At 45.4% G+C, this 24,483-nt stretch carries 21 protein-coding genes and 1 pseudogene; 10 read left to right on the top strand and 12 right to left on the bottom strand.

The features are described 5' to 3' along the window. Position 1: 1 nt before the first annotated feature. Positions 2 to 1,321 (bottom strand): hypothetical protein, encoded by a 1,320-nt coding sequence (locus J4N39_RS16665; RefSeq protein WP_252026006.1) that lies wholly within the window; start codon positions 1,319 to 1,321, stop codon positions 2 to 4. A 1-nt stretch (position 1,322) separates the two neighbouring features. Further along, positions 1,323 to 2,315, bottom strand: a complete 993-nt coding sequence (locus tag J4N39_RS16660; protein WP_252026004.1) for a Gfo/Idh/MocA family protein — start codon at positions 2,313 to 2,315, stop codon at positions 1,323 to 1,325. Between the two features lie 198 nt (positions 2,316 to 2,513). On the opposite strand from J4N39_RS16660, the gene J4N39_RS16655 reads away from it, so the two are divergent. The 4 genes and pseudogenes from J4N39_RS16655 (at position 2,514) to J4N39_RS16640 (ending at position 7,488) form a co-directional block, all read left to right on the top strand. After that, a complete protein-coding gene (locus J4N39_RS16655) occupies positions 2,514 to 4,493 on the top strand; it encodes an acetoacetate--CoA ligase (RefSeq protein WP_252026002.1) in 1,980 nt (659 codons plus the stop codon). 65 nt (positions 4,494 to 4,558) lie between these two features. Then, positions 4,559 to 5,437, top strand: a complete 879-nt coding sequence (locus J4N39_RS16650; RefSeq protein ID WP_252026000.1) for a LysR family transcriptional regulator — start codon at positions 4,559 to 4,561, stop codon at positions 5,435 to 5,437. 238 nt (positions 5,438 to 5,675) lie between these two features. Beyond that, positions 5,676 to 6,320 (top strand): annotated as a pseudogene (locus J4N39_RS16645) (cation efflux transmembrane domain-containing protein); the annotation flags it as partial. A gap of 208 nt (positions 6,321 to 6,528) precedes the next feature. After that, the gene (locus tag J4N39_RS16640) at positions 6,529 to 7,488 is read left to right on the top strand and encodes a transposase (RefSeq protein WP_252025998.1); all 960 of its coding nucleotides are present in this window, start codon (positions 6,529 to 6,531) and stop codon (positions 7,486 to 7,488) included. A 359-nt stretch (positions 7,489 to 7,847) separates the two neighbouring features. On the opposite strand, the gene pstB is transcribed toward J4N39_RS16640, so the two are convergent. From pstB to J4N39_RS16620, 4 genes are all read right to left on the bottom strand, one after another. Beyond that, the gene (gene pstB / locus J4N39_RS16635; protein ID WP_252025996.1) at positions 7,848 to 8,597 is read right to left on the bottom strand and encodes a phosphate ABC transporter ATP-binding protein PstB; all 750 of its coding nucleotides are present in this window, start codon (positions 8,595 to 8,597) and stop codon (positions 7,848 to 7,850) included. A 73-nt stretch (positions 8,598 to 8,670) separates the two neighbouring features. Next, positions 8,671 to 9,534, bottom strand: coding sequence for a phosphate ABC transporter permease PstA (gene pstA / locus J4N39_RS16630; RefSeq protein WP_252025994.1), 864 nt, complete (start codon positions 9,532 to 9,534; stop codon positions 8,671 to 8,673). Position 9,535: 1 nt separating this feature from the next. After that, on the bottom strand, positions 9,536 to 10,438 hold the full coding sequence (pstC, locus tag J4N39_RS16625) for a phosphate ABC transporter permease subunit PstC (protein ID WP_503064171.1): 903 nt from the start codon (positions 10,436 to 10,438) through the stop codon (positions 9,536 to 9,538). A 119-nt stretch (positions 10,439 to 10,557) separates the two neighbouring features. Further along, positions 10,558 to 11,379, bottom strand: coding sequence for a phosphate ABC transporter substrate-binding protein (locus tag J4N39_RS16620; protein ID WP_252025990.1), 822 nt, complete (start codon positions 11,377 to 11,379; stop codon positions 10,558 to 10,560). Positions 11,380 to 11,676: 297 nt separating this feature from the next. Between J4N39_RS16620 and J4N39_RS16615 the strand changes: the two genes are divergently transcribed. Continuing rightward, entirely contained in the window at positions 11,677 to 13,305 is a 1,629-nt protein-coding gene (locus J4N39_RS16615) for a methyl-accepting chemotaxis protein (RefSeq protein ID WP_252025988.1), read from the top strand. A gap of 64 nt (positions 13,306 to 13,369) precedes the next feature. Here the strand turns inward: J4N39_RS16615 and J4N39_RS16610 are convergent, their stop codons facing one another. From J4N39_RS16610 to J4N39_RS16595, 4 genes are all read right to left on the bottom strand, one after another. Continuing rightward, positions 13,370 to 13,855 (bottom strand): GNAT family N-acetyltransferase, encoded by a 486-nt coding sequence (locus tag J4N39_RS16610; protein ID WP_252025986.1) that lies wholly within the window; start codon positions 13,853 to 13,855, stop codon positions 13,370 to 13,372. Positions 13,856 to 13,864: 9 nt separating this feature from the next. After that, a complete protein-coding gene (locus J4N39_RS16605; RefSeq protein ID WP_252025984.1) occupies positions 13,865 to 14,503 on the bottom strand; it encodes a GNAT family N-acetyltransferase in 639 nt (212 codons plus the stop codon). A 90-nt stretch (positions 14,504 to 14,593) separates the two neighbouring features. Further along, the gene (locus tag J4N39_RS16600; protein ID WP_252025982.1) at positions 14,594 to 15,298 is read right to left on the bottom strand and encodes an LEM-3-like GIY-YIG domain-containing protein; all 705 of its coding nucleotides are present in this window, start codon (positions 15,296 to 15,298) and stop codon (positions 14,594 to 14,596) included. 21 nt (positions 15,299 to 15,319) lie between these two features. Beyond that, the gene (locus J4N39_RS16595; protein ID WP_252025980.1) at positions 15,320 to 16,471 is read right to left on the bottom strand and encodes a trans-sulfuration enzyme family protein; all 1,152 of its coding nucleotides are present in this window, start codon (positions 16,469 to 16,471) and stop codon (positions 15,320 to 15,322) included. Between the two features lie 268 nt (positions 16,472 to 16,739). Here J4N39_RS16595 and J4N39_RS16590 point away from each other — a divergent pair, with 268 nt between their 5' ends. Continuing rightward, the gene (locus J4N39_RS16590) at positions 16,740 to 17,396 is read left to right on the top strand and encodes an NAD(P)H-dependent oxidoreductase (protein WP_252025978.1); all 657 of its coding nucleotides are present in this window, start codon (positions 16,740 to 16,742) and stop codon (positions 17,394 to 17,396) included. Between the two features lie 72 nt (positions 17,397 to 17,468). Here the strand turns inward: J4N39_RS16590 and J4N39_RS16585 are convergent, their stop codons facing one another. Beyond that, entirely contained in the window at positions 17,469 to 18,869 is a 1,401-nt protein-coding gene (locus tag J4N39_RS16585) for a serine hydrolase domain-containing protein (protein ID WP_252025976.1), read from the bottom strand. Between the two features lie 461 nt (positions 18,870 to 19,330). Here J4N39_RS16585 and J4N39_RS16580 point away from each other — a divergent pair, with 461 nt between their 5' ends. Both J4N39_RS16580 and J4N39_RS16575 read left to right on the top strand, forming a co-directional pair. Next, positions 19,331 to 21,031 carry an amidohydrolase gene (locus J4N39_RS16580; RefSeq protein ID WP_252025974.1) on the top strand — a complete coding sequence of 567 codons (1,701 nt, stop codon included), beginning with the start codon at positions 19,331 to 19,333 and terminating at the stop codon, positions 21,029 to 21,031. A gap of 54 nt (positions 21,032 to 21,085) precedes the next feature. Beyond that, a complete protein-coding gene (locus J4N39_RS16575) occupies positions 21,086 to 21,868 on the top strand; it encodes a LuxR C-terminal-related transcriptional regulator (RefSeq protein ID WP_252025972.1) in 783 nt (260 codons plus the stop codon). A 51-nt stretch (positions 21,869 to 21,919) separates the two neighbouring features. Here the strand turns inward: J4N39_RS16575 and J4N39_RS16570 are convergent, their stop codons facing one another. Further along, entirely contained in the window at positions 21,920 to 23,110 is a 1,191-nt protein-coding gene (locus J4N39_RS16570; RefSeq protein WP_252025970.1) for a porin, read from the bottom strand. Positions 23,111 to 23,336: 226 nt separating this feature from the next. Between J4N39_RS16570 and J4N39_RS16565 the strand changes: the two genes are divergently transcribed. Beyond that, positions 23,337 to 23,666 carry an STAS domain-containing protein gene (locus J4N39_RS16565; RefSeq protein WP_252025968.1) on the top strand — a complete coding sequence of 110 codons (330 nt, stop codon included), beginning with the start codon at positions 23,337 to 23,339 and terminating at the stop codon, positions 23,664 to 23,666. Positions 23,667 to 23,692: 26 nt separating this feature from the next. Next, a complete protein-coding gene (locus J4N39_RS16560) occupies positions 23,693 to 24,478 on the top strand; it encodes an OmpA family protein (protein WP_252025966.1) in 786 nt (261 codons plus the stop codon). Positions 24,479 to 24,483: the final 5 nt, after the last annotated feature.

Genomic DNA, 24,483 nt, shown 5'->3' with positions numbered 1-24,483 from the left:
CCTACTCCTCAATACTTTGAAGATATTGTCGGTATAAGGTCGCATAAGCCTTTTTACCGACGATTTCTTTGACTGAATCTACAAACGCTTTAGGTAGGCTGACTTTGGTCGGCTCTTGCTCTGCCAACAACTGCTTCAGCGTTGCTAAATGCAGATCCAACGATGATCCATTACGCTGTAAAAGCAAATCTAGCTCCAACCAGAATGCAACGCCTTTGGAGGAGAACAAGGCTTGATACTTCTCTTGACCCGCTTCCACTTTGCGACTGGCTTGATACAGGCCGTAATTGTTCAGCTCCATTTCAGCGGCGAAGTCTCGCCAATCATCAAGCGGATCCTCAAGGGCAAACTCGGTATCAGATAAAGATTTATGCGCATAGTAATCGGTCAGGCTTTCATTGAGCCATAATGGCGCTTGAAGGCCAGAAATAAACTTGATGGTATGCTGTGCTAGTACTTTGAGCGCCTGCGAAGACAAAGCACCCTCTTCTGCTAAAGGCCAGTTGATCAGATACGTTCGATAAGCGCTAAGCCCTTCAAGCTCCCCAGTTTGTTTGCCTACAACAATCAGCTCTACTGGTTGTGTCGCTCGAGCATGAAACACGCCACGCAAATAAAGCAACTGACGCTCCAACATTGGTTGCCACAGGTCTGCCTGTTCGACCAAACCTTTTACGTCGGTATATAAGGTTAACGGCTGCTTTCCAATATTAAGAGAGATTGCATTCATACCTACTGGAAACAGTAAAGCCGCCTGCTCCTCTCTTGGTAGCAGGTAACAGCGCTCTTTCTCAACACAGATTTGCCCTCGCTGTGCCCCTCTAAGGCGAGGAAAAGAGTCCCATTCACTAATCAGATGCCAACCCAATGATGGCGTGTAGCTGTTAGCTTGGACTGAGATATCAAAGCCATTCTCATCGACCGGTTCAAATGTTAGTTTCCAGCGCACTTTTTCACACTGAAGACTGGTGCCATAGCCCATTTGCAACCAATAAGGCGCTGGGTCTGGTGCGGCTAACATCTGTTCTTGAGTGAGCTTATTTTTTTGCTCGACGTGAGCTGCTGTAATGCCCAAGCCATCTGGTGCTTGGGCAACAAACTCTGGACGAGGAGGTGGGTAGAGGCACTCTACGCCAACGGCATAGCTGCTTTGATGCAAACTTTTGGAAGGGATCAGCTCGATCAAGGGGTGAGATGAAGTGTCTACTTCCACTATCGCTACCGCTGGATTTTTATCATCCATCAGTATTTGATAATCCCATTGTGCATAGGCAGAAATACTTGCCATGCTCGCTGCTAATCCCCACCAAAGTTTGATCATACTAGCCCACCGAGTCCGCTGGGAACACCACGCCGACCTGACGGCGTACTTCAGTTAAGATTCTAGCGGTGATTTTCGACCGATTCACAGCACTAGCATCCATCTCTCCCGCTTCTATTTGCGATGCAAAATGCTCTGCTTCGTAGCGCATGGTCCACTCATCGGTCGCTTGGGTCAGGTCGAGATCGTCTTCGCCCTTACGGTGCAAGGTGACTTGGGTTGGATCAGAAATAAACGCCACAGATAGGGTGCCTTGCTCACCTTGAATATCACTCGGCGCAAAACCATCACTAACTTTAGAGTGACTGACGAGGATCTCAAACCCGTCATATTTCAAAATTGCACTGCCATGAGCATCTACTCCAGACGCCAGCTTTTCACCACTGGCTAGGATAGCGTTTGGTTCCCCGAACAATTCTGCAGCGGCGGCAAAACAGTAGTAACCGATATCCATGGTAGAGCCATTTGAAAATTGAGGGTTAAACGTATTTGGATTCTCTCCAGCCAGATACTTGGCGTAACGAGAAGAGAGCTGGCAATAACTGAGATGGCCTCGATGAATCGGTTTGATCGCCTCAAGGTTGGCCTTAATCTGTTTGAAGTTAGGTAAGTAAGGCGCTTTGTATGCTTCAAACAAAACCGTGCCACTTTGCTCAGCGGCTTGATACATGGCCTCGACTTCTGCGATGTGGGAACCTAATGGCTTCTCACAAATCACGTGTTTACCTGCATTAAGCAATGCTATCGCTTGCGGCGCATGGAAAGAGTTTGGGCTAGCAATATACACCGCATCAAAATCACTTGCGTAACAGAACCCTTCAAAATCATCAAAACAATGAATTTCAGCATCGGTTTGGTATTCTTTCGCAAACGCTTGGGCTGTCGCTTTTTGGCGTGAATAGACCGCCGTTAGCGCAAATTTCCCCGTTTTAAGTGCCCCGTTAATAAAACTTTGTGTAATCCAATTGGTGCCAATCACCGCCAGCTTAATCATGCAACTTCCCTTAGGTTTCTTTCTCTTTTTATAAGTTATCTTTATATCACAACCGATATCCAATTGGAGCCGCATCGAAAATGTTAGGCGTTTGAATTCCTTCACATCGCACAGTTTTGAACTTGGGTCGACGAGCGAATATTGCAACTTGGTTGCTGGCAACTATCTTTTTATAGAGCGGATAATAAAGATAATGATATGGATGAGCGCACCCCACCTTTGTGGACACCTAGCGAACAACGAATTGAACGCGCATTGCTGACACAGTTTTTGGCGAGAGTAGATGTCGAGCATGGCCTACACATGCAAAACTATGATGAACTCCACCAGTGGTCTGTTGAAAACCCAGATCTATTTTGGGAGACGCTATGGCGATTTGCTGACATCATTGGCACTCAAGGCAACAATACTTGCCAGCTCGGCCCTGCTAAGTTTGAGCACCCCATTGAGGCAAGAGATACTATTTGGTTTGAAGACAGTGTTCTCAACTACACCGAGAACCTACTTGCACAAGCGTTCCATACTCCAAATAAGGTAGCGATTTATTGCGAAAATGAGCGTGCCGAGTCGCAAGAGATCACTTGGCAATCTTTATGCGATCAAGTGTCTGTCGCAACCCAGTGGCTTGAAGACTGCCACGTGGGTGTTGGTGATGTGGTCGCAGGTTATCTACCCAATATTGCTGAGACCTTGATTGCAATGCTGGCGACGGCAGCGCGAGGAGCAATCTGGACCTCTACTTCGCCAGACTTTGGCGTGGAGAGCGTCGTCGAGCGATTTGGGCAAGTGAAGCCCAAAGTATTGTTTGTCGTCGATGGCTATACCTTTAATGGTCAAGCCCATACCATGCGAGACAAAAATCATCAGCTCGCAACAGCATTAGACAGCGTTGAGCAAGTCTGCCAAATCAATTACCTGCATCCAAACAGTGAAGATGGCTTTGCAGAGTGGCACCACATTCAGCAAGGCTACCAAGCTAAAGCGATGCGTTATGAGCGTGTCTCGTTTAACAGTCCGCTGTTTATTTTGTACTCCTCGGGCACAACAGGTAAGCCAAAGTGCATCATTCACAGTGTTGGTGGCACATTACTGAACTTAGTCAAAGAGCACCAGTTGCATTGTGATATTCACGCCATTGATACCGTGTTCTACTACACCACTTGTGGCTGGATGATGTGGAACTGGTTGACTGGCGCATTGGCATCAGGTGCGAGCATCGTACTCTATGATGGGCAGCCCTGTTATCCAGACAATCAAACCCTTTGGACAATGGCGGAAAAGCACGAAGTGAGCCTTTTTGGTACTTCTGCCAAATATCTAGAGGCGATTGAAAAATTCAATTATCAGCCAGTCAAGCATCATGATTTATCTTCATTAAAGACCCTCTGCTCTACGGGGTCCGTGCTTCATCCAAATCAATTTGACTTTGTATATCATTCAATCAAACAGGACCTCCATTTGGCTTCAATCTCAGGAGGAACAGATATTTGTGGCTGCTTTGTTTTAGGGAACCCAATATCACCTGTGTATCGAGGCGAATGCCAACAAGCTGGGCTTGGTCTAAGCGTTAAAGCCTTTGATGCTAATGGCAATGCTGTCCTCAATACCCAAGGGGAACTGGTGTGTACTAATAGCTTTCCCAATCAGCCTATAGGTTTCAGTAATGACAACGGCGAGCGCTATCACAACGCCTACTGGGCGAAGTTTGCTAACGCTTGGCACCATGGCGACGAAGTGAGCCAGTCTTCTCATCTTGGGTTTCAATTTTATGGGCGCAGTGATGCTGTACTCAATCGCGGTGGAATAAGAATCGGCAGTGCGGAAATTTATCAACAAATCAATAAACTGGAAGGGGTAATAGACTCGGTTGTAGTGGGACAAAGGGGGGCAAGTGGTGACGAGCGTATGGTGCTGTTTGTTCAAACCGAAAGCGGTCGTGTGCTCAGTCATGAGATGATCAGCGAGATTAAATCTTCGCTACGAACTCACTGCTCTCCTCGGCACGAGCCGGATTTGGTCCTGCCTATTGGTGAGGTGCCAAGAACCAAGTCTGGCAAGTTGGTCGAGATAGCTGTGAAACAGATACTAGAGGGAAAAGTTGTCGAGAACGAGGGCGCTATCGCCAATCCTGAATCGCTCGACGAGATCCGCTCAATGCAACCTCACTGGAGGGCGTAGCTAAGTCCATAGAAACTCGTTACTATTTGGCGCATGAGTACTTTTGTTTAGACTGTTGTGTTGCTATGAATTTGTCGCAAATCGAAGCGTTTGTAAAAATTGCCGAACTGGGCTCAGTATCCGAGGCCGCTCGTCAGTTGGAATGCAATCGCACCAAACTGAGCATGTCTATCAAGGCACTAGAAAAAGAGCTCGATACCGCACTGTTTAACCGAACTGGCAACCACTTAGAGCTTTCGGAAGCGGGCAAAGCCATCTATAGAGACTGCGAAACGCTGCTCGCCATACAAAGCCGTATCCAACAAACCTGTCTGCAAGCCAATAGCGATTTTAACGCTGAAGTGTGGATCGCTCGCGACGACGCAATTCCAGACGAGCTTTGGCAAGACCTCTCTTATGAGCTGAACCGACGCTTTCCTGCAACTTCATATAACATAGTGCTGGCATCCAGTGGTGATTTGGAAAACTTGGTTGCCACGGAACAAGTCGATTATGCATTTGGGGTTGATTACGAGCGCATCGAAGATCCCAACATCACCTATCAGCCGCTGGGCAAAATTCGCATGATGTCTGTGTGTCGCAAAGATCACCCATTAGGCAAAATGGCACGGGTATCTGATAATGACTTACGTAATTCAACCCAAGCGTCTATGGCCTATCTGAATGAAAAAGATAATCCCGAGCTTGCGCCCTTCTCCACTCGTTATATTGGTTTTTCCAGCTTCGATTATATTCTCGACACCTTAGTTCGAGATGACGCTTGGGGAGTATTGCCAGAGCCATTGATACGCCACCTACTTCGCCAAGAAAAACTCGCCGTGATCAAACACACCTATGGCCTCACTCAAGAGGATTACTGCCTGTTTTCCCGCACAGGTATGAGCGAGCACCCGAGCATGACTTGGCTTGCAGACAAGCTAAGTGACTACTTATTTGAATACTGACCATCAGTCAGCGTCAATTTTAATGACGCCAATATAATTCGCTAAGACCTTGATTTATCGACATTCGTTAGAAATCACACCAAACAGTGGACACCTTTCATCAATTCGTAAATTGCTAATTCTGCGTTATATGCAAACAATGAACTCATCAGTCACATCAGTAAAAATCGTTTATAAGCAGTAGAAAACGACAACTTAACATGCTGATTGATATCGTGTTTAACTTCCGAGATATTGTATGTGTGCAAAAACTGACAAAAACGAAAAACAGATCCTAACATTCTCCGCTGTACTCTCTTCTGGCTTTGCCATCATGGGCATGGTGCTCGGTTTGTGGGTAGGTTCTATGGTGATCGTTTTTGACGGCGTTTACTCACTTATCAGCTTACTGTTAACTTTATTGTCGCTAACTGCCGCTTGGTACATTCGCCAAGGCAGTGATTTTGCGAAAAGCCATGGCCGCACGATCATTCAGCCAGCAGTGATTGCGATTAAAGCCATGGTGATCCTCGCACTCGTTTCAGTCTCGATATATGCCGCTATCGTAGCCGTCATGAATGGTGGTCGCGAAGTTGATGCTTCTATCGCAACCCTATTTGGTGTGATAAACGTCATTGGCTGTGGCTATGCTTGGTGGTTTATTGCAAGACGAGGTAAAAAATACAACTCCCCCCTTGTTAACGCAGAAGCCGCACAATGGCAGATGGACGCCCTAATCAGCTTTGCAGTAATGGCCGGTTTCATCACCGCATGGATTATGGAAATCACGCCATGGGCTCAATACGCAAACTACGCCGACCCTCTAATGGTGCTCGCGATGTCCGTTTACTTCGTCAAAGTCCCACTAGAGATGCTAATCCAAGCATGCCGAGATCTAGTCGTAAACGCCCAACTAGCAAAGTAGATCCTCTTTACCGGGACACACACCAAATCTCCGCAGTAAACGCCCAACTAGCAAAGTAGCCCCCTTTACCGGGACACACACCAAAAAGTATGAATCTAGACTGATTTTGCCATGATGATGCGTTAGCTCCCGCTCTTATTTGCAATACACTGCTAAATTAACGGCAAATCCACTTTCTCTAGACCTCATGACTACAGCAAGAAAACAGCTAGTATCCGTTGAAGCTACGCCTTATTATCACTGCGTTTCTCGTTGTGTGAGACGAAGTTACCTGTGTGGTTTTGATAAGAGTACAAACACTAGCTACGAGCACCGTAGGGAGTGGATTGAATCGAAAATACTATCCCTAACATCCACTTATTGTATTGATGTTTGTGCCTATGCGGTGATGAGTAATCATTTTCACGTTGTTCTTCATATCAATAGAGAGAAAGCTTCAACGTTGACTCCGTATGAGGTTGTAGAGCGCTGGAAGCTTACTCACAAGATTCCTTTAATTGTCCAAAAATGGCAGAAAAATCAGCTAGCTTGCCAAGCGGAAGAACAAAAGTGTTTTGATATTATCGAAACGTGGCGAAAACGCTTATGGTCGCTAAGTTGGTTTATGAAAGAACTCAATTACGATATCGCCTGTCGTGCTAATCGAGAAGACAACTGCACAGGACATTTCTGGGAAAGCCGCTTCAAAAGCCAAGCACTGTTGGATGAAAAAGCGCTTGCTGCTGCAATGGCGTACGTTGATTTAAACCCTATACGAGCGGGCATAGCTAAAACGCCAGAAGGCTCAGATTTCACTTCGATTAAATCACGTATACGAGCACTTCACTACAAAAATGAAAATGCTCCCTGTCTACACCCCTTTGTAGGAATCACTAATAAGAACAAGCAATACGGTTTGCCTTTCCGACTTTTGGATTACATTGAACTTGTAGATTGGACCGCACGACTGTTCAGAGAGAAAAAATGTAAAGTAGACAACGCACTACCTCCGATTTTGGTTAGGCTCAATATCACCTCAAACTCTTGGTTAAAAGCCTGCACTCAACTAGAAAAAGGAAGTGCGACCGCCATAGGTGCATACTCTCACCTTGATAATGCCAAGGTTGCGTTAAACAAATCTAAAATCCATCTTTACGCACTCGAATAACTCGGTTTGAAACCACACATTGAAGCATCCCAGCAACCGCTGGCCATTTAAGATCGTATCGATTATTCAAACCCGAATAGAAACACGTTTTTTGGCCATAACAGCCTATATATGTGTAGTTATCACTCCCAACGTGTTCCTGTTTCTCTAACAAGAAGTCTTTGCAATAATCTTCCAGTAGATCGCAGTAGATAGACTGTCCTCGTATTCAGTCTTCGTCGTATTCGCTCGTAATCGTATAAAATCTCTATTTAGTGCCTGTCCCCGAAAAAAGGAGCTAAACGAAAAAAGCCCCTCAATGAGGGGCAATAAGTACCATCGCTTATAGTTATAATTAATGTGCCAGTAAATTGGGTTGATTAACCGAAGTCACCGTTAACGTAACCTTTAGTGCGATCATCTTTTGGTTCAGTGAAGATGTTTTCTGTAACATCATGTTCTACTAGCTCACCCATTAGGAAAAATGCCGTGCGGTCTGAGATGCGGCGTGCCTGTGCCATTGAGTGAGTTACGATAACGATGGTGTAGTCTTTCTTCAGATCTTCCATCAGTTCTTCGATTTTGTGAGTAGCAATTGGGTCGAGTGCAGACGTTGGCTCATCCATTAGGATTACGTCTGGCGCCATCGCGATTGTACGTGCGATACACAGACGCTGCTGCTGACCACCAGAAAGACCGAATGCATGTGATTTAAGGCGGTCTTTTACTTCATCCCATAGCGCTGCACCACGTAGTGATTTCTCGACCACAGTGTCAATGTGCTTTTTATCTTTGATGCCTTGAGCACGCAGGCCGTAAGCCACGTTTTCATAGATGCTCATTGGGAATGGGTTTGGTTTTTGGAATACCATGCCCACCTTGATACGAAGGTCTGCTACGTCAACATTGCCGTAGATGTCTTGACCATCCATATCCAGTTTGCCTTTGATAGTCACACCTTCAATAAGGTCGTTCATGCGGTTAAGACAACGTAAAAGCGTCGACTTACCACAGCCTGATGGGCCGATAAGTGCCGTTACTTTCTGAGCTGGGATCGGCAGATTGATCGCTTTTAGTGCTTGGTTGTCGCCGTAATATAGATCTAGGTTTTCAATATCAAATTTGTTCATCGTTCTAATCTCTAAATTCTTTAAATTCTGTCTGTGTCATCACTGCGCTCTTGGGCGCACATTGAAATATCTGTTAGTAAGTTGCTGTGTTGAATTTACGAGCAATCAGCTTCGTCAGCATGTTGATAATCAATACCACTACAATCAGAACGGTAGCTGTACCGTAAGCTTGATTCCACTCTTCAATAGTGAACAGCTCTGTAGTTAGCTTATATAGGTGAACCGTTAGTGTACGGCCTGAATCCAACAGAGAGTCAGGAATACGTGCAACCATACCCGCCGTTAGGAATACAGGAGCAGATTCACCAATGACACGACCAATACTTAGAATGACCGAGGTAAGAATACCAGGCATCGCACTTGGAAGAATAAGACGCCAGATAGTGTAGATTTTCGAAGCACCCAAACCGTAAGAGCCTTCACGGTAAGTCTGCGGAACTGCCATCAGTGCTTCTTCCGTGGTTCGGATGATTACAGGCAGGATAAGGATCGATAGTGTTAACGCACCTGACAGGATCGAGAAGCCAAGACCTAGAATGGTAACGAAGAACGTCATACCAAACAGACCGAAGATAATCGATGGAATACCTGCCAATGATTCGGTACAGAATCGAATGATTTTAACTAGGCGACTACCCACTTTCGCATATTCTGTTAGGTAGATAGCCGTCATGATGCCAAGTGGCGCAGCCACGGCAATCGACGCAACAACCATGTATATGGTTGATACGATCATCGGGAAGATACCGTGTTCATCACCAGTACGAGTGTAATTATCGGTAATGAATGCCCAATCAACGTGTTTCAAACCGTTAGATAGGATGTACCAGATAATCCAGAATAGAAAACCAACTGTTAGCGCCGCAGAAATCCAAACGAACGCACTCAGCATGTTGTCTTTGAAATTACGAGCTTGTTTTAGCTTTAGCGTGTTCATCTTATTTCGCCTTCTGACGGTTCAGGTATAGAAGAATAGCGTTGAGTGACATGATAAATACCAGCAGCACTACACCCGTCGCATACAGTGCGTTTGCATGAACGCCACTTGCGTAAGACATCTCGATTGCGATGTTAGCTGTTAGTGTACGTGCTGAGTCTAGTAGACCCTCTGGCATGGCTGGTGCATTACCCATCACCATGATAATTGCCATGGTTTCACCCAAAGCACGAGCGATACCCAAGATCACACCAGTCATGATGCCCGAGCGCGCCGCCGGAACAAGCAGCTTGAAAATGGTAAAGATTTTTGAAGCACCCAGTGCCAGTGAGCCTTCTTTGTAACTACGAGGCACTGCGCGGATAGATGTTTCAGATACCGTGATTACGGTTGGAAGAATCATCACGCCAAGAACAATGATACCGGCAAGGATAGTGTTACCCGCAGGCACATTAAAGATGTCTTGAATAAGCGGAACGATGATGACTAGACCAAAGAAGCCATATACGACCGATGGAATACCTGCAAGAAGCTCGACCGCTGGGCGAATGATATCCGCCACTCGCTTTGGTGCAATTTCAGCGATAAAAATCGCCGTTAAAACACCGATAGGCACACCAACCACAACCGCACCGAGCGTCGATACGACCGACGCCACAATCATAGTTGCAACACCATAAAGTGCAGGTGGTAGCCAGTCTTGACCAAGAACAATGCCGCTAACGCCAGCTTCTTGGAATGCAGGAATAGATTCAGCAACAATGAAGTATGCGATTGTTGCTAGCGAGACAATACCAATGACTGCACTGGTTAGAAACAGGGCATGAAAGAAGCGTTCTTTCATATCAACGCCGCTTTTGGTACGAAGCGTGCTGACTTTTGGCTGGTTATTTTGACTCGACATAGAGTTATCATTATCTAATGCGATGGACATAAAAAATACTCATTTCGACAATATCGGAATGGGAAAAAATGCTCAGCTCTCGCGAGCTGAGCAACAATTTAAGTAAGCGTTAACCGCTATTAGTTTACTGGGATGTAACCTTTGTTAGACACAAGCTCTTGAGCAGCGTCAGTTAGCATCCAGTCTAGGAATTTCTGAGTTTCAGCTGATGGCGTGCCTTTCTTGTAAAGAACTAGGAAAGGACGAGCTACCTTGTAAGAACCGTCTTTAACGTTAGCAACAGTAGCTGGAACACCGTCTACCGCTAGAGCGTTAACTGATGCGTCAACCGTACCTAGAGAGATGTAACCGATTGCGTATGGGTTTGAAGCAACCATAGTTTTCAGTGCACCGTTACCGTTAGCAACTTGAGCACGTTGAGAGATTGCAGAAACTTTCTTACCAGAGATTTTCTTCTTAAGGCTCATGATGTCTTCAAATGCACCACGAGTACCAGAAGCCGTATCACGAGTGATAGCTACGATTGGCTTGTCAGCACCACCAACATCTTTCCAGTTAGTGATTTCGCCTTTGTAGATTGCCGTTACTTGAGCAGCAGTTAGACCTTCAAGCTTGTTCGCTGGGTTAACAACAACTGCGATACCGTCACGAGCAACCACTTCTTCGATAAGAGCAGGCTCTTTTTCAGAGTCTTTTAGGTTACGAGAAGACATACCTAGGTCTGCTGTGCCTGTCTTAGCAGCACGTACGCCTGCAGATGAACCTGGGCCTTGAACCTCGATAAATACGTTCGAGTTTTGCTTCATGTATGTTTCAGAGAAAACTTCCATCAATGGAGTAACGCTGCTTGAGCCCACTGCAGAAATAGTTTCTTTCGCTAGAACTGGATTTACTGTTAGTGTGCCTAGAAGAGCTAATGCACCGATTACTGTCTTTTTCATCACAAATTTCCTTAAGAGGCATTATTGCCGTTGTGTTTACTTGAACGCTGCTCACTTTAGAATTCGTAGATGACAGTTGTGTTACACAAAATTGAAGCCTCTATGACAATGTGAAATATTTCTTCTAAGCCTCTCAATTACGTACAAATTTCGCACAGCCGTACAGCATTCCGCTAACTAACTGCTTTATATGGGAAAAATTAGGCGTCATTTCTAGGTTTTCAGTTTCATATTTGCGTTCATAAAATTAGAATAACCGCTCTACAAATTTCATAATGATTACGAAAAGAGCTAGGTATGAATAAATTGCTCAAGAGCTTGTCCATTAAAACGCAGGTGATGATCCCAATGCTGATCATCATGGTTGTCATGACAAGTGGTATTTTCTTTGCGAGTAACCAACTGGATAAGGCTTTCAACGAAGTTTCGTACTCCGTCGACAACCTGATCAAACAAAAAGAGGTGATTTCTGATCTCGATGAAATCAGCTTCCGCATGAGAATTGCTGCCATCTATGGCCTAGCGGACAGTGATCGCATCGCAGGCTTAAGCCAACAAATGGCCTCTAGTCATGCTCAGTTGAAGCAACTGACGGTGCAACTAAAGCGTCACCCAGAGTTAGCGAACGCCACTCAAACCTTCGAGGCACGTGCCCAAGATTACGTTAACTTTGTACAGCAACGTCTGATTCCATTTGCCAATGCAAAAGTGCAGGGAGTTTCGGTTGCCGCTAGCGATAACACCATTGACCGCTTTGGTCAGCTTGGTGAAGCGCTTATTTCAGCGGTAGATGACCTTGCTCTACAAACAGACCAACTTGCTTCTACAGTCCTTACGCAAAAAGAAGCGCACCATTCCAAGATTCTGACCAGTTCGACTTGGAGCATTATTGCTGTCATCGGTTTGGCCTTAGTGGGTTGCTGGTGGATTGCAGGTCTTATCGTTCAGCCAATAAAAGCGCTGCAAGAGGTCATGCAACAAATCGCCAAAGGGAACTTGCGAGTTCGCGCTGAGGTAGAAGGGACTGACGAAGTTGCAGCACTTGCCAAAGACGTTAATGCAACCACAGAGCATCTCAACAGCATGGTGAGCTCTTTGGTCCAAATTGGTGGCGGTGTGGCAGCGGCTGCCACCGAGCTGTCTGCGGTGATGGTTCAAACCAACGCTAATAGTGAGCAAGAAAAATACGAAGTAGAACAAGTCTCTTCTGCGGTTAACGAGTTAGAAAGTACAGCAAACAACGTTAACGCCAACGCATCAGATGCAGACAACGCATCAAACCTTGCCAATCAAATGGCGATGGAGAGCATGCAAAAATTCCAAGCGGCGATCGAATCAAGCGATGTTATGGCAACACAGCTTGCTCAAGCCGCTGATGTCGTGACTAACTTGCAAACTCAATCAGAGAAGATTGGCTCAATGGTTGAAGTGATCCGTGGCGTTTCTGAGCAAACCAATCTGCTTGCACTTAATGCAGCGATTGAAGCAGCACGCGCTGGTGAAAGCGGCCGAGGTTTTGCTGTAGTTGCTGACGAAGTTCGTATGCTTGCGGCTCGAACCCAAGAGTCGACCATGGAAATCGAATCAATTATCGAAGAGCTTCAAGCGCAGTCGGCCGTTGCCAACTCCAACATGCAATCGAGCATGGAAGTGTTAGAAAGTAACCGTGCTCTGAGCGCTGAGGTCAACCATTCACTGGAAGGTATCACTGAATCAGTTAACGCAATGGCTAACATCAATACCCAAGTGGCAACGGCCGCTGAAGAGCAAAGCCAAGTCACAGCGGATATTAACCGTAACATCAGCACTATTTACGAGCTGGTTAGCCAAAACGTTGCAGGTGTCACCCAGTCGACTCAAGCAAGTAAAGAGCTATCGGAGTTGGCTGAAGAGCAGCAAAACCAGCTCAATTTCTTTAAAGTTTGACCTTTAAAAGCTAAACGCCCCTAGCGAAGCTTCGCTAGGGGCGTTTTTTATTAATCGAGTGTACTCAGCGAACCCTCGCCATCAAATGCAAATCGCTCAGTTGACCATCAAAAAATGTACTCTTACGCTTAGTGCCTTCAATTTCAAACCCAACGCTTTGATATAGGTGCACTGCCGCAACATTATTGGTTAGCACTTCTAACTCCAACCGGATCAAATTCAACCAATTATCCGCTTGATCAATTGCGCTGTTCATCAATAAACGTCCCACGCCTTTACCGTGAAAGTCAGGATGAACACCAATGGCGATACCAGCACAGTGTCGGTCTCTTATTTTATGAGAAAGAAACAAAGTGACATGACCAATGACTTTAGCATCCGCTTCAGCCACTAGGGTGTAATTGCTGTCGTCTCCAAGGAACAAACCGTCGACTTTGTCTCGACTCATGTAGGGCAGCTGAGAGGTATTTTGAGTCACGCTGGTGTGGCGATAAATATCAAACAGGTCCTGACTATCGGTATTTTCTAGATGGCGAATTTGAATGTCCAAATCATCTCCTTATGTCTGGATTTGGTATCGGTAAACATAGACTTGTGTTCGGTGATAAAAAGTTTGGTAAAGCGGAGAATCAAACTGGCCCACCCTTTCAAAACCTAACTTTTCATACAAGGCTCCCGCCCCAACCTGACTCGTTTCTAAAACAACGCTTTTAGCTTGGAGCTGCTGACAAGTAGTTAAGTAAACGTGCCACAATTTTCGCCCCAATCCAAGTCCTTGATAGTTTGGGTTAATCACCAGTAAGGAGAGTTCGTTTCCTAAATGGCTGTACTGTTGCCAAGCAGCTTGATGCTCGGTGATACGACTCTTTAGCGCTCTTTTCTCTCGCCAGGGGACACTTTGCGCTAACCAAAATCTAAGCCCACAAGCGTATTGAAATAGTCTCTGCTGTATTGAAGGCTTAGACTCAGGTTTTTGATCGACCTTGCCAAGTAGCAGCCCAGCAATCTCGCCATTGATCTCAACGACTTTAGCGTGGTTACTAGTGAAGATATGGCTGGTGGTGAATAACCTTAACGCATAATCGCCTACAATTTTCGAAGCAAAATTAGATTCAAATGGCCAGACCTCATTGATCAAGGCTTCACACGAAAAATAGTCACAAGGCTTATAATCACGAAGAATAACGGTTGGCTCCATGAACACTTCTCTTAAAGATGTAACATGGAGCGCATGGTATAGACTTTACGACAAACAGACTAGGTAGCCATGATCCAAAAGCCTAATTAATCAACAGTTTACATACTTAATCGGGTTAGCTGCGCCCTTAGTAAAATACGTGGATATAGACTTGTACCTGAGCTGCTTACGCACATCATCACTTGCTAGTTTACCTTCAAACCCCCAGCGCAATCTTCCGTAGTCAGTGATCGGATACCAAGAATCAATTCGATACACCTCGCGAGTTAACCCTCGATATGTGGCAACAGCGTATTGCGCTCGCTCCCTTCGAGTACCAATCACCCAAGCTTGGCGAGTCGCGTCATACAACTCCTGCGCCGTCATATCACGATGATACTGCTTGTTGATATTGATAAGGATGATCGGAATGTCGGTATCAAGCTCTCCAGCTGAGTACATCGCAATGATTTCATCGGTCGTTTTTATCCCAAAATCACTAGAATAGTGACCACCTTGCAAATTGGACAAATTCGCTAAACCAACAAAATCTATCAATGCGGCTTCAACCTCAAAAGAGGTTGATTCGTCTAAACCATGCCGAAGCACAAAGTGCTGTACCTTGTGTCCTGCGGCCAATATCTCTCGAATAGTATCGAGCTTATCGGTTTCATGCTCAGACTCTAAAGCACACTCAGCATGGTTGAAGATACGGTTTCCTTTCCCTTTACCAACATAAAAGACATTGCCATTTCTCGGGTCCCTCAAGAAATAGACATAATACTTAAGCTGTTCAATAACGGATTGTGAAAACATATCCTCTCCAGTGAATTGAGTTTAATAATCCAAAGCTTGTTCAAGATCAGCAATCAGGTCTTCTACAGACTCAATGCCAACCGACAACCTAAGGGTTTCGAAATAAATACCCATTGCTTCACGTTCAGCAACAGGCACAGAGCCATGGGACATCGAGGCAGTGTGGTTAACCATGCTCTCAACGCCGCCCAAAGATTCCGCAAGTACAAAGTAATTAAGCTTGCCAAGGAAATGACGCACTTGGTCTTCACCACCATTAAGACGGATGGTCACCACAGCGCCACCAGTTTTCATCTGGCGCAAACAAAGTTCGTATTGTGGATGTGAAGGTAATTGAGGGTAATGCACCTCCACGATATTGCGATGTTTTTCTAAGAACTCAGCAACTTTCAATGCATTTTCACATTGTCGCTGCATGCGCACATCTAAGGTTTTCATCCCACGCAATGCCAAATATGCATCAAAAGGAGAAGCAATCGCCCCCACCGTGGTTTTGTATTTATCCAACAAAGTGGCGATATCCTGACGAGCGGTTATCAAAGCGCCACCAATCAGGTCTGAATGCCCGCCAATATACTTACTGGTTGAGAGCATCACCAAATCTGCACCCAAAGTGATAGGCTGTTGATTCCATGCGGTAGAAAAGGTGTTATCCACACAAGTTAGAATGTTGCGTTGCTTCGCGAGCGTGCAGATTGCTTGAATATCGACAAGTTCCAACAAAGGGTTGGTTGGCGTTTCTATCCAGATCATTGCAGTATTATCTTGGATAGCTTGTTCAACACCCTCTAGGTCATTGAGGTCAATATAGCTAAACTCAAGCCCAGAGGTTCTACGTCGTAAATCTTCAAATAGACGGTAAGTACCACCATAAACGCTCGACATCACGATCAAGTGGCTCTTTTGGTCCACAAGCTCCAATGCCAATGCTGTCGCTGCCATGCCTGATGCCGTTGCAGTGGCATAAACACCACCTTCCAGCTCCGCCAGTGCACTTTCATAAGCACTACGAGTGGGATTCGAACACCTTGAATAACAATACTCTCCCCCTTCCCCCAAGTTCGGCTGAATAAACGAACTGGCAGTAGTAATAGGTGGAAAGATTGCGTTATTCCCTTTATCTTTCTGATCACCACCATGCACCGCAATCGTCGCAATATTGGTTGATTTCATCTTATTTATTTTCCCTAATTCATATTATCCCACCAGTATAACCAACCCGCCTACCCCATAAAGCATTTAATAACAAACCCTGCTCTGCACCATTTACCAGTCCCCCACTTTCCCTTTACCGATTACCGATTACCGATAATTATTATGGACCTTTTTATCCAAAATGTTTGGCACTTCCAACTATCGAACTCCCCACCAATTACGCACAAAATGCCTCCCATCCCCGAGATATCTCGGTTTAAAGAGTTTTAAGTACGAGGAAGACAAAGTGACTCATCAAATCATTACAGACCTAAAAAACCGTTATACTGCAAAAAAATACGATGCCGAGAAGCGTATTTCTGCTGAAGACATGGCAGTAATCAAAGAAGCACTTCGCCTTTCTGCGTCATCCATCAACTCTCAACCTTGGAAGTTCATCGTGATTGAGAGTGACGAAGCGAAACAGCGCCTGCACGACTCTTATGCCAACAAGCATCAGTTCAACCAGCCACATGCAAAAGAAGCATCACACACCATCTTGTTTGCTTTTGACCCTAAATTCACCAAAGAAAAATTCAGCAAGCGTGTGGATGCGGAAGTTACCTCTGGTCACCTGCCAGCAGATATGTACGATGCCTTCATGGGTGCCTATGCATTTGCTGAATTTAATACCGACGAGAACGGCTTTAATGGTGAATGGACAAAAGCACAAACTTACCTAGCACTGGGCAACACTCTTCATGCTTTGGCTCGTTTAGGTATCGATTCAACCCCAATGGAAGGCATCGATTCTGATTTGCTAGGAGAGCTCTTCAAAGAAGAATTGGATGGTCACATTGTCGGAGTAGCACTGGCGATGGGGTATCACAAAGATCAAGAGGATTATAATCACGGCCTACCTAAAGCACGCCTATTAATGGATGACGTGGTCAAGGTTCTGTAAACTGCTTTAGCCACTACATCAACGGGGCATAAGAAGAACTGCGCACGCAGTTCTTCTTATTTCACGGCATCATTAGCTCTGCTTTTTGGCTATTTCATCAAACAGCGGGAATAAAATGTCAAAGAGGTAAAGCTGGACATAACGCAAGCCTGTATGCTCTCGCATGGCACCAAACGTAGCGATAGACGCCCCTGTTTCATGGTCAAATGCAGACCACTGACCATTAACCCCGATCATCATTGAAAGTGTACGCCCTGATTCAGGATGGGTAATAGTACGCCACTGGTTTTTGTAAAATGCTTGTGGTGCCAACATATACTCGTAAGAGACTTTCGGCCATGCTGCCTTAACTAGATCATCACCATATTTGATCTCTTGAATATAGCTTAACGGGATCACCTGCTCGCCCTTCCAGTTTTTGCCATCGTTGGCCATCAAATAAGAGCCAATAGCAAAATCCCTAGCAGTGGTATTCATCGAGCCCGACGCCAGTGACTCTTTGTCTTGATTGACGTAAAGCGTCATTGATTGCTGAAAACCGCCTTTGGTCCACAAATATTTTTCAAAGATCTCTGCCAAATTCATCTCAGTAGCATTTTCAAACGCTCTTGCAATAATTTCGGTATTCAGATCCCGGTACTGATAGGCGACTCCTGGCTCCCAAGCGGGTTTCGCTTTGAGGGCGAAAGCGCGCAAATACTCTCCAAATGAGCTGATGTCTCCCAAAGCGTCAGCGGGCGGTCGTAACTTTCCATCTTTTTCTACTAATCCGTTGTACCCAACAACCGTCGACATAGCACTGTCCCAACTCGTCACACCATCTGGCATACCCCAGTTATGATAACCCTCGCGAGTAAAGTACATTTGGTCAATGCCCGCAGTCATGTCCGCATAGTGCTGCAACTCTATCTCTGCCCATGGTGTTCCTTCAAACTCAGGGATCCATTGACCAGCCTTATCTGTACGCTTTAGAAAACCCTCTTGTTCAGCAATCGCAAATAGCATTGAAGAAAATGATTTATGAGCGCTCATCAAATGATGCTTCGTGTCTTTATCCGTATTTGACCAGTAATCTTCAGCAATAATTTGTCCCTGCTTGTTCAAAATCACATAGCTTTGAATCGACGCTCGGTCTCGCATCACGTTATATAAACTGATCTCTTTTCCTGGAATAACGTCTGGCCTTTTGATTTGGCTAATATCCATACCGCCTACAAAAGTGAGTGGCATTACTTCCTTGGTCGGTACCACAGCGTGATAGTGATTAAGATGAGAATCAGCCATCGTAAAGCGCTGATTGGCATTGAATTCCCAGTTCTCAACACTGATACCATAGCGCTCCAAATTGGCGTCCATCTGTGGGTTGGGCTCATAGTAACTCACCGCATGCACATTAGCGCTCAAACTCAACGCACAAGCTAGAGCAAGCAAAGTTTTGTTCTTGCCTAAAAGTGTTCTTCCTTGATTCATCATCTTTTTCCTTATCAACGGATGGTTGTCCATAAACTTCTATTCAAGTATTGCTTAGCCGCTCTAAAACGAAATAGTCCAATTGATGTAGATGCATAATTGAGGAAAGCATATTTAAGTAACGTTCAAGCCCTGAGAAATGACCATCCTACCCAACAAACTTGCTTAGTAGTTCGCCATAAAACAAATAGTTGTTACCTTATAACATATAGAGCCATGACTCTAACTTGTGAATTCAACCAGAATTAAAATCCCATATTTATCAAACTGTTAGCAACAAAATAGTGCATCTCAAATAAAATCAGTTGCATATCTGTATTTCACACTTCTCGATTAAATTCGAATTTAAATTTGCACCTTCAAATCGAGATGATTAGATTGTAAATGCATTGTTAAATTATCGAGATCAAATTGATCTGCTGTCGGTGATTCCAGCGAACTGTATTCGACAAGGGAAGATCGAAATGAAATTTAAATTAGGACTTGCTGCGCTTGCTATTAGTTTAAGCCTACCTGCACTCAGCCAAGACACCATATACGTTAATGGCAAGGTTTATACTGTTAACAAGAACCAGCCATGGGCGGATGGCTTCATCGTTTCTGAGGGAAGATTTGTTGAAGTCGGCATGACTGAAGCTTTGAAAAAGAAAGCCTCTTCAGACTCAAAAATAGTCGACTTAGGTGGAAAATTTGTCATGCCGGGCTTCATTGATGACCACATCCACCCAGACATGGTGGCTGAAAACGTTATGAACGTCATGACCAACTACAACACCACCTATGAAGAGTTTGGCCAGCAAATCCAAGACTTCTTAAAAAATAAGCCTGAGGCTAAGTGGGTATTTGGTGGGCCTATCAACTGGTTGCCAGAGCATGGTGGCACAATTGACGTATTTAACCAGCCTGCGCATTACTCAATTTTGGACAAATACGTTTCTGATAGACCCGCTTTTTTCTGGGATATTGGAGCGCACGCCGCACTCGTTAATAGTAAAACACTAGAGCTACTTGGTGTGACAAAAGATACTCCCGATCCTGTGGGTGGAGCCTATGATAGAGACGCAGAAGGCAACCCTACAGGGGTTTTACGCGAAACAGCCGCAAACCTAGCTTGGGAAATGTTCCTCAAAGATCGCCCTTCAAGTGAAGAGATTGCCGACCAAGGGGTTAAGCCTGCGTTCGATATGATCAACAGTTGGGGCATCACTAGTATCTCAGATGTTTGGGCGCGAGCATGGATGCTTGATAGTTACAACTACCTAGAAAAGAAAGGGGATCTCAACGTTCGGATCTCTGCATATATTACTGACCCAATTGACTGGAATACGCAGTGGATGCGTGATGTCGCAAAAGAAGCGATTGCAAATCACAAACGATACAACACCGAAAAGCTAGAAGTCATCGGTGTGAAGTTTGTGCTTGATGGATCAGCTGGCGGCCAAACAGCGGTCATGGTTGACCCGTTTGAAGGGACCGACAATCGAGGTTACTACCGTAATGACCCCGAATACTTTCTAAAGCAAATGGCGATATATGATAAACAAGGCCTTACCGTCAAAATCCACGCCGTAGGTGATGGTGCGATCCGTAAAGGCTTGGAAGGGATTGGGAATGCCCGAAAACAAGGCAGTACATTGCGTCATAGTATCGCCCATACTGTGTTCGTAAACCCTGCCGATAAAAAGCTATTTAAAGAGTACGATGCGGTTGCGGAGTTCTCTCCATACTTCTGGTACCCGGGGCCGCACACTGACATGATTGAACCGGATGTTGGCAAGAAACGCCTGTCTTGGATTTTCCCATTCCGTTCACTGGTAGATAAAGGTGTGAAGACTTCGGTCGGCTCGGATTGGCCGGTCGCTGCAGATGCAAACCCATGGCCGTCAATTGAAAGCATGATGACACGTCGTCAAGCAGGCGGTGCAGGGCCTGAGCCGATTGGGCTACAAGAAAAGATCAGTCTAGAGAAAGCACTAGAAGCCTATACCCTTGGTGGTGCTTACGCTCAATATCGTGAGGACGAGATTGGTTCTATCGAAGCGGGTAAGTTTGCAGACTTCATCGTCACCGACCAGAATCCGTTTGAGATCACGCCAACTGATATACATAAGATTAAAGTACTAGAAACAGTACTCGAAGGTCAGACTGTTTACACAGTTCAATAATCCCTGCTGTTGCCCTCCCACCTTGGGGGGGCTTTTTTGTATGGAGAAAATGTTATGGATAAACTTATCACCCAAATTCAGCAGCAAAATATTGCAAAGATGTATGAGCATTGCGGCAAAGATAGTTTTTACACTGAGCTGCAAAAAGTCTTCCAACAAATTATTCGCCACGATGCATTTTGCGCAATACGAAGCTGTGATTACCAGGTTAAGCTCGACTATTTTTTGGGCGGTATTAAACAGCAGAAGAGCCTTGAGAAGCTTCTATCATCGATAAAACACCGATACCAACCTTTGCAAACCGAAAGTTTGCTCTATCGACCGCTAAGAACTGGGCAGTTCCCTGCGGACAAAATGTTCAGCTTCTTATGGCGAAATTACTGCTTACAACAGTCTATTAAAGATCAGTTGGTCATCACTCCACCATCCCATCACGACAGTCATCACATATGGTTGATCGTCGATTTATCAAGTCAGTACGATAGCTTTCGTAGCGAGCAGATCCAACGCGTTAAACATTGGCTTCCAACCATCGAGCACTTGATTGATCAACACCAGAAGAAGCTTGATGCTCAACTCAGCCTAGATTCCCTGTTTGACCAAGCCATTGAACAGTTTACAGCCACCTACTTAACTCCACGAGAAGCACAATTAGCCAAGCTTATGTTCGCAGGCCGCAGCTCAAAACATGCCGCCAAGGAACTTGCTATTTCCCCAGCGACCGAACGTGTTCATCGCGCTAATATCTATTCCAAGCTCGGTATTAACAGCCAAGCAGAATTGCTCAGCTGTCTACTACACAAAACAAACGGCGAGCCGTTTAGACTCGCCGTTTAATCACTATATAAATCAAAGTGAGTTGGCTACGTTTGGCCAACTCACTTGGTTTTAGAACAGCGCAGCTGCACCGAAGTAAACCGCCTGACCTGTCACCTCAACACTACCCACTTCATAATCTGTGTTGTATAGCTCTAGGTAGATTTCTCCCCAAGCCACTGGCGCAAAAGCAGTACCGATATGTGCGCCTGTGTATGGCGTATCTTCTGTCGCACCACTGGTTTTATTGTAGATGCGGTCTACGCCAACGTAGCTACGCAAGTAAGCTTCCCACTGGTAGTTAACACCCAAAGTAATGTTCTGGAATTTGTCGTTTGCGGTGTTGTTGGTGTAGTCATTTTCAATTTGCTCAAATCGACCAGCAAGCGCCAGCGCTTCTGTCACTGGGTAAACACCCGCAACTGCAACCCCTGTATGTTTGGCATCATCTAGGCTCACGGTAGAGAATGATAGAGCATCGATACCGTTACCCGAGATACCTTTCGCATGGTTATAACCGACAGCTATGGTTGCACCGTTATCAAATGCGTACTCAGCGCCAAAGCCGTAGCCACCTTCGATGGAGAAGTTCTCACCATAGGCGGTACCATTACTGTCACCATCAATACCCAAGGTTTCGAACGACGCAACCAAAGTACCTGCATTATAGCCGTTACCAAAAGTAATTAGGTCTTGAGTGCGCTTGGCTTGGTATTGAACACCTATCGACAAGTTATCCCACTCTTTTTCCCACACGATAGTGTTAGACACACGACGACTGCCAAGCTCATCAGAAAGCATCATAGCTGCGCCACCTGCCCAAATACTGAAATAGCCTTTGTCTGTCTTCATGTATGGGGACTCCACCATACCGACTTTGAATGTACCTACACTGTCATGGCCAACACCTACGTATACCTGACGCGCTGCCAGCAAGGTTTCAGAATTACTCAACAGTGAATCACTATTGGTATTGAACTCGATATCAGCTTCTACTTTTGCACTGAGCGTGAACGGCTCAAGATAGTGAGAAGCGCTTATGCCCGCAAATGAGCCTGGGTCTTCAATATAGGTGCCGTTTGAGTAGCCAGCGTGACTGTCTGCTCCGTCAAAGTTATTGTGCGTCACGTGCGCTGCGATTGCACCGTACACTTCAAAACTGGTGCCGTCTGCATTGTAAACTTCCAACGCATTGGCTGATGTTGCAGCAAGAATTGAAACAGCAAGCGTCGAGAGAGTTATAAAGGATTTTTTTGGATTCATTGGTATTCCTTCCGTGGATTGTTATTTCGTCTCACCCATAACACCACAGCCCATTAGCTCAATGAATAACGCAAATGCGTTAGTTCCCAAATTGACAAACCCTTACTTTCTCAAAATGAGAAGCCAGTAACAGCAACCCTTAAACCATTGAATTTTAATTAAATAAAAGTTGGCACAGCTTTCGCTATCTATACCGTAATCCCGCAAAACACCAAGGAGACGGATTATGGAAATGCAAATTATCAATCAAGCAAACAACGTGTCAGCTCTTATTTTGAAAGGTGATTTTGACGCCGAAGGTAGCAAAGTCGCGCTGCCATATATCGATGAAGTATTAAACGATGCTAATCGCCAAGATATCGTTGTGCACTTTACTCATGTTTCGTTTCTAGATTCTTCGGGTATCGGTGCATTGGTTTACTTATACAAGCGTCTTGTTGAGCAAAAGCGTGAAATGCGCATCGAATACGTTCAGGGCCAGCCGCTAGAAATCATGCAGTTGCTACGTATCGACCAGACCATCCGAGTTAACTCACTGCTAGAAATGGCAGCTTAATAATTATAACGATGAGGAGATTTACCATGGCTAGGTTAGTGACTTTGATTCTCTGCATCTTAGTGGTTGGGTGTACCAGCTACCCTCCTCAAGGACGAGGCGGCCTTGCAGAACAGTACCCAGAAGCGAGCTTTTCACCCGTCATGCCTGATGAACCATTAGGCCCAGAGCATGGACTACGTTTTGATTGGCAGCTTGGCAAATTGCATCTTGATGCACTGATCCAAGAGGGTGCTCGCTGGTGCTTCCCTGCGGCTGTGGTTCAAGCGACTGAGCGCCAAAATCGCATCGCTCGTGAGCTTGAAGGTGGCCTGCTGATTGATGCAGCTAATGACCTGATCATCTTTCGCAAGTCTCTTAATGAACTTGAGAAGAAGTTGGATTACGTGACGAGCCAAACACGCTGTGTACCACCAAGTGATACATCTCAGCTGCTGGCCCAACTAGACTTGGTCAATCAACTTTTCAACCTGCTCAATGTCGATAATCAGTTCGCTCACGATTCAGCAGAAATCAACCCTAAGTACATGGGTCACCTCGCTCAAGCAGCTGGCATCTTACGCGACCACCATCAACTGACGCTAAAAGTCACCGGGCACGCCGACGCCACTGGCACAGCTGAACACAACCAGAAACTCGCCAAAGCGAGAGCCAAACAAGTCGAGCGCTACTTAACTATCTTCGGAGTGTCGCCAAATCAAATAGAAACCCACGCCGTAGGCTCTGAGCTTCCGCTATTTGACGGTGATAGCCCAGCCGTTCTATTAACCAACCGACGCGTTAGCGTTGAAGTCATCAACAATGAACAATAAGGAGA

It is taken from the genome of Vibrio sp. SCSIO 43136 (assembly GCF_023716565.1).
Lineage (GTDB): Bacteria > Pseudomonadota > Gammaproteobacteria > Enterobacterales > Vibrionaceae > Vibrio.
This window is presented reverse-complemented; position numbering and strand designations above follow the sequence as displayed.

Bases quoted from the DNA above. Each gene is read 5' to 3' on its own strand.
- J4N39_RS16665 (WP_252026006.1), bottom strand. From the start codon at position 1,321: ATGATCAAACTTTGGTGGGGATTAGCAGCGAGCATGGCAAGTATTTCT.
- J4N39_RS16660 (WP_252026004.1), bottom strand. From the start codon at position 2,315: ATGATTAAGCTGGCGGTGATTGGCACCAATTGGATTACACAAAGTTTT.
- J4N39_RS16655 (WP_252026002.1), top strand. From the start codon at position 2,514: ATGGATGAGCGCACCCCACCTTTGTGGACACCTAGCGAACAACGAATT.
- J4N39_RS16650 (WP_252026000.1), top strand. From the start codon at position 4,559: ATGAATTTGTCGCAAATCGAAGCGTTTGTAAAAATTGCCGAACTGGGC.
- J4N39_RS16640 (WP_252025998.1), top strand. From the start codon at position 6,529: ATGACTACAGCAAGAAAACAGCTAGTATCCGTTGAAGCTACGCCTTAT.
- pstB (WP_252025996.1), bottom strand. From the start codon at position 8,597: ATGAACAAATTTGATATTGAAAACCTAGATCTATATTACGGCGACAAC.
- pstA (WP_252025994.1), bottom strand. From the start codon at position 9,534: ATGAACACGCTAAAGCTAAAACAAGCTCGTAATTTCAAAGACAACATG.
- pstC (WP_503064171.1), bottom strand. From the start codon at position 10,438: ATGTCGAGTCAAAATAACCAGCCAAAAGTCAGCACGCTTCGTACCAAA.
- J4N39_RS16620 (WP_252025990.1), bottom strand. From the start codon at position 11,379: ATGAAAAAGACAGTAATCGGTGCATTAGCTCTTCTAGGCACACTAACA.
- J4N39_RS16615 (WP_252025988.1), top strand. From the start codon at position 11,677: ATGAATAAATTGCTCAAGAGCTTGTCCATTAAAACGCAGGTGATGATC.
- J4N39_RS16605 (WP_252025984.1), bottom strand. From the start codon at position 14,503: ATGGAGCCAACCGTTATTCTTCGTGATTATAAGCCTTGTGACTATTTT.
- J4N39_RS16600 (WP_252025982.1), bottom strand. From the start codon at position 15,298: ATGTTTTCACAATCCGTTATTGAACAGCTTAAGTATTATGTCTATTTC.
- J4N39_RS16595 (WP_252025980.1), bottom strand. From the start codon at position 16,471: ATGAAATCAACCAATATTGCGACGATTGCGGTGCATGGTGGTGATCAG.
- J4N39_RS16585 (WP_252025976.1), bottom strand. From the start codon at position 18,869: ATGATGAATCAAGGAAGAACACTTTTAGGCAAGAACAAAACTTTGCTT.
- J4N39_RS16580 (WP_252025974.1), top strand. From the start codon at position 19,331: ATGAAATTTAAATTAGGACTTGCTGCGCTTGCTATTAGTTTAAGCCTA.
- J4N39_RS16575 (WP_252025972.1), top strand. From the start codon at position 21,086: ATGGATAAACTTATCACCCAAATTCAGCAGCAAAATATTGCAAAGATG.
- J4N39_RS16570 (WP_252025970.1), bottom strand. From the start codon at position 23,110: ATGAATCCAAAAAAATCCTTTATAACTCTCTCGACGCTTGCTGTTTCA.
- J4N39_RS16565 (WP_252025968.1), top strand. From the start codon at position 23,337: ATGGAAATGCAAATTATCAATCAAGCAAACAACGTGTCAGCTCTTATT.
- J4N39_RS16560 (WP_252025966.1), top strand. From the start codon at position 23,693: ATGGCTAGGTTAGTGACTTTGATTCTCTGCATCTTAGTGGTTGGGTGT.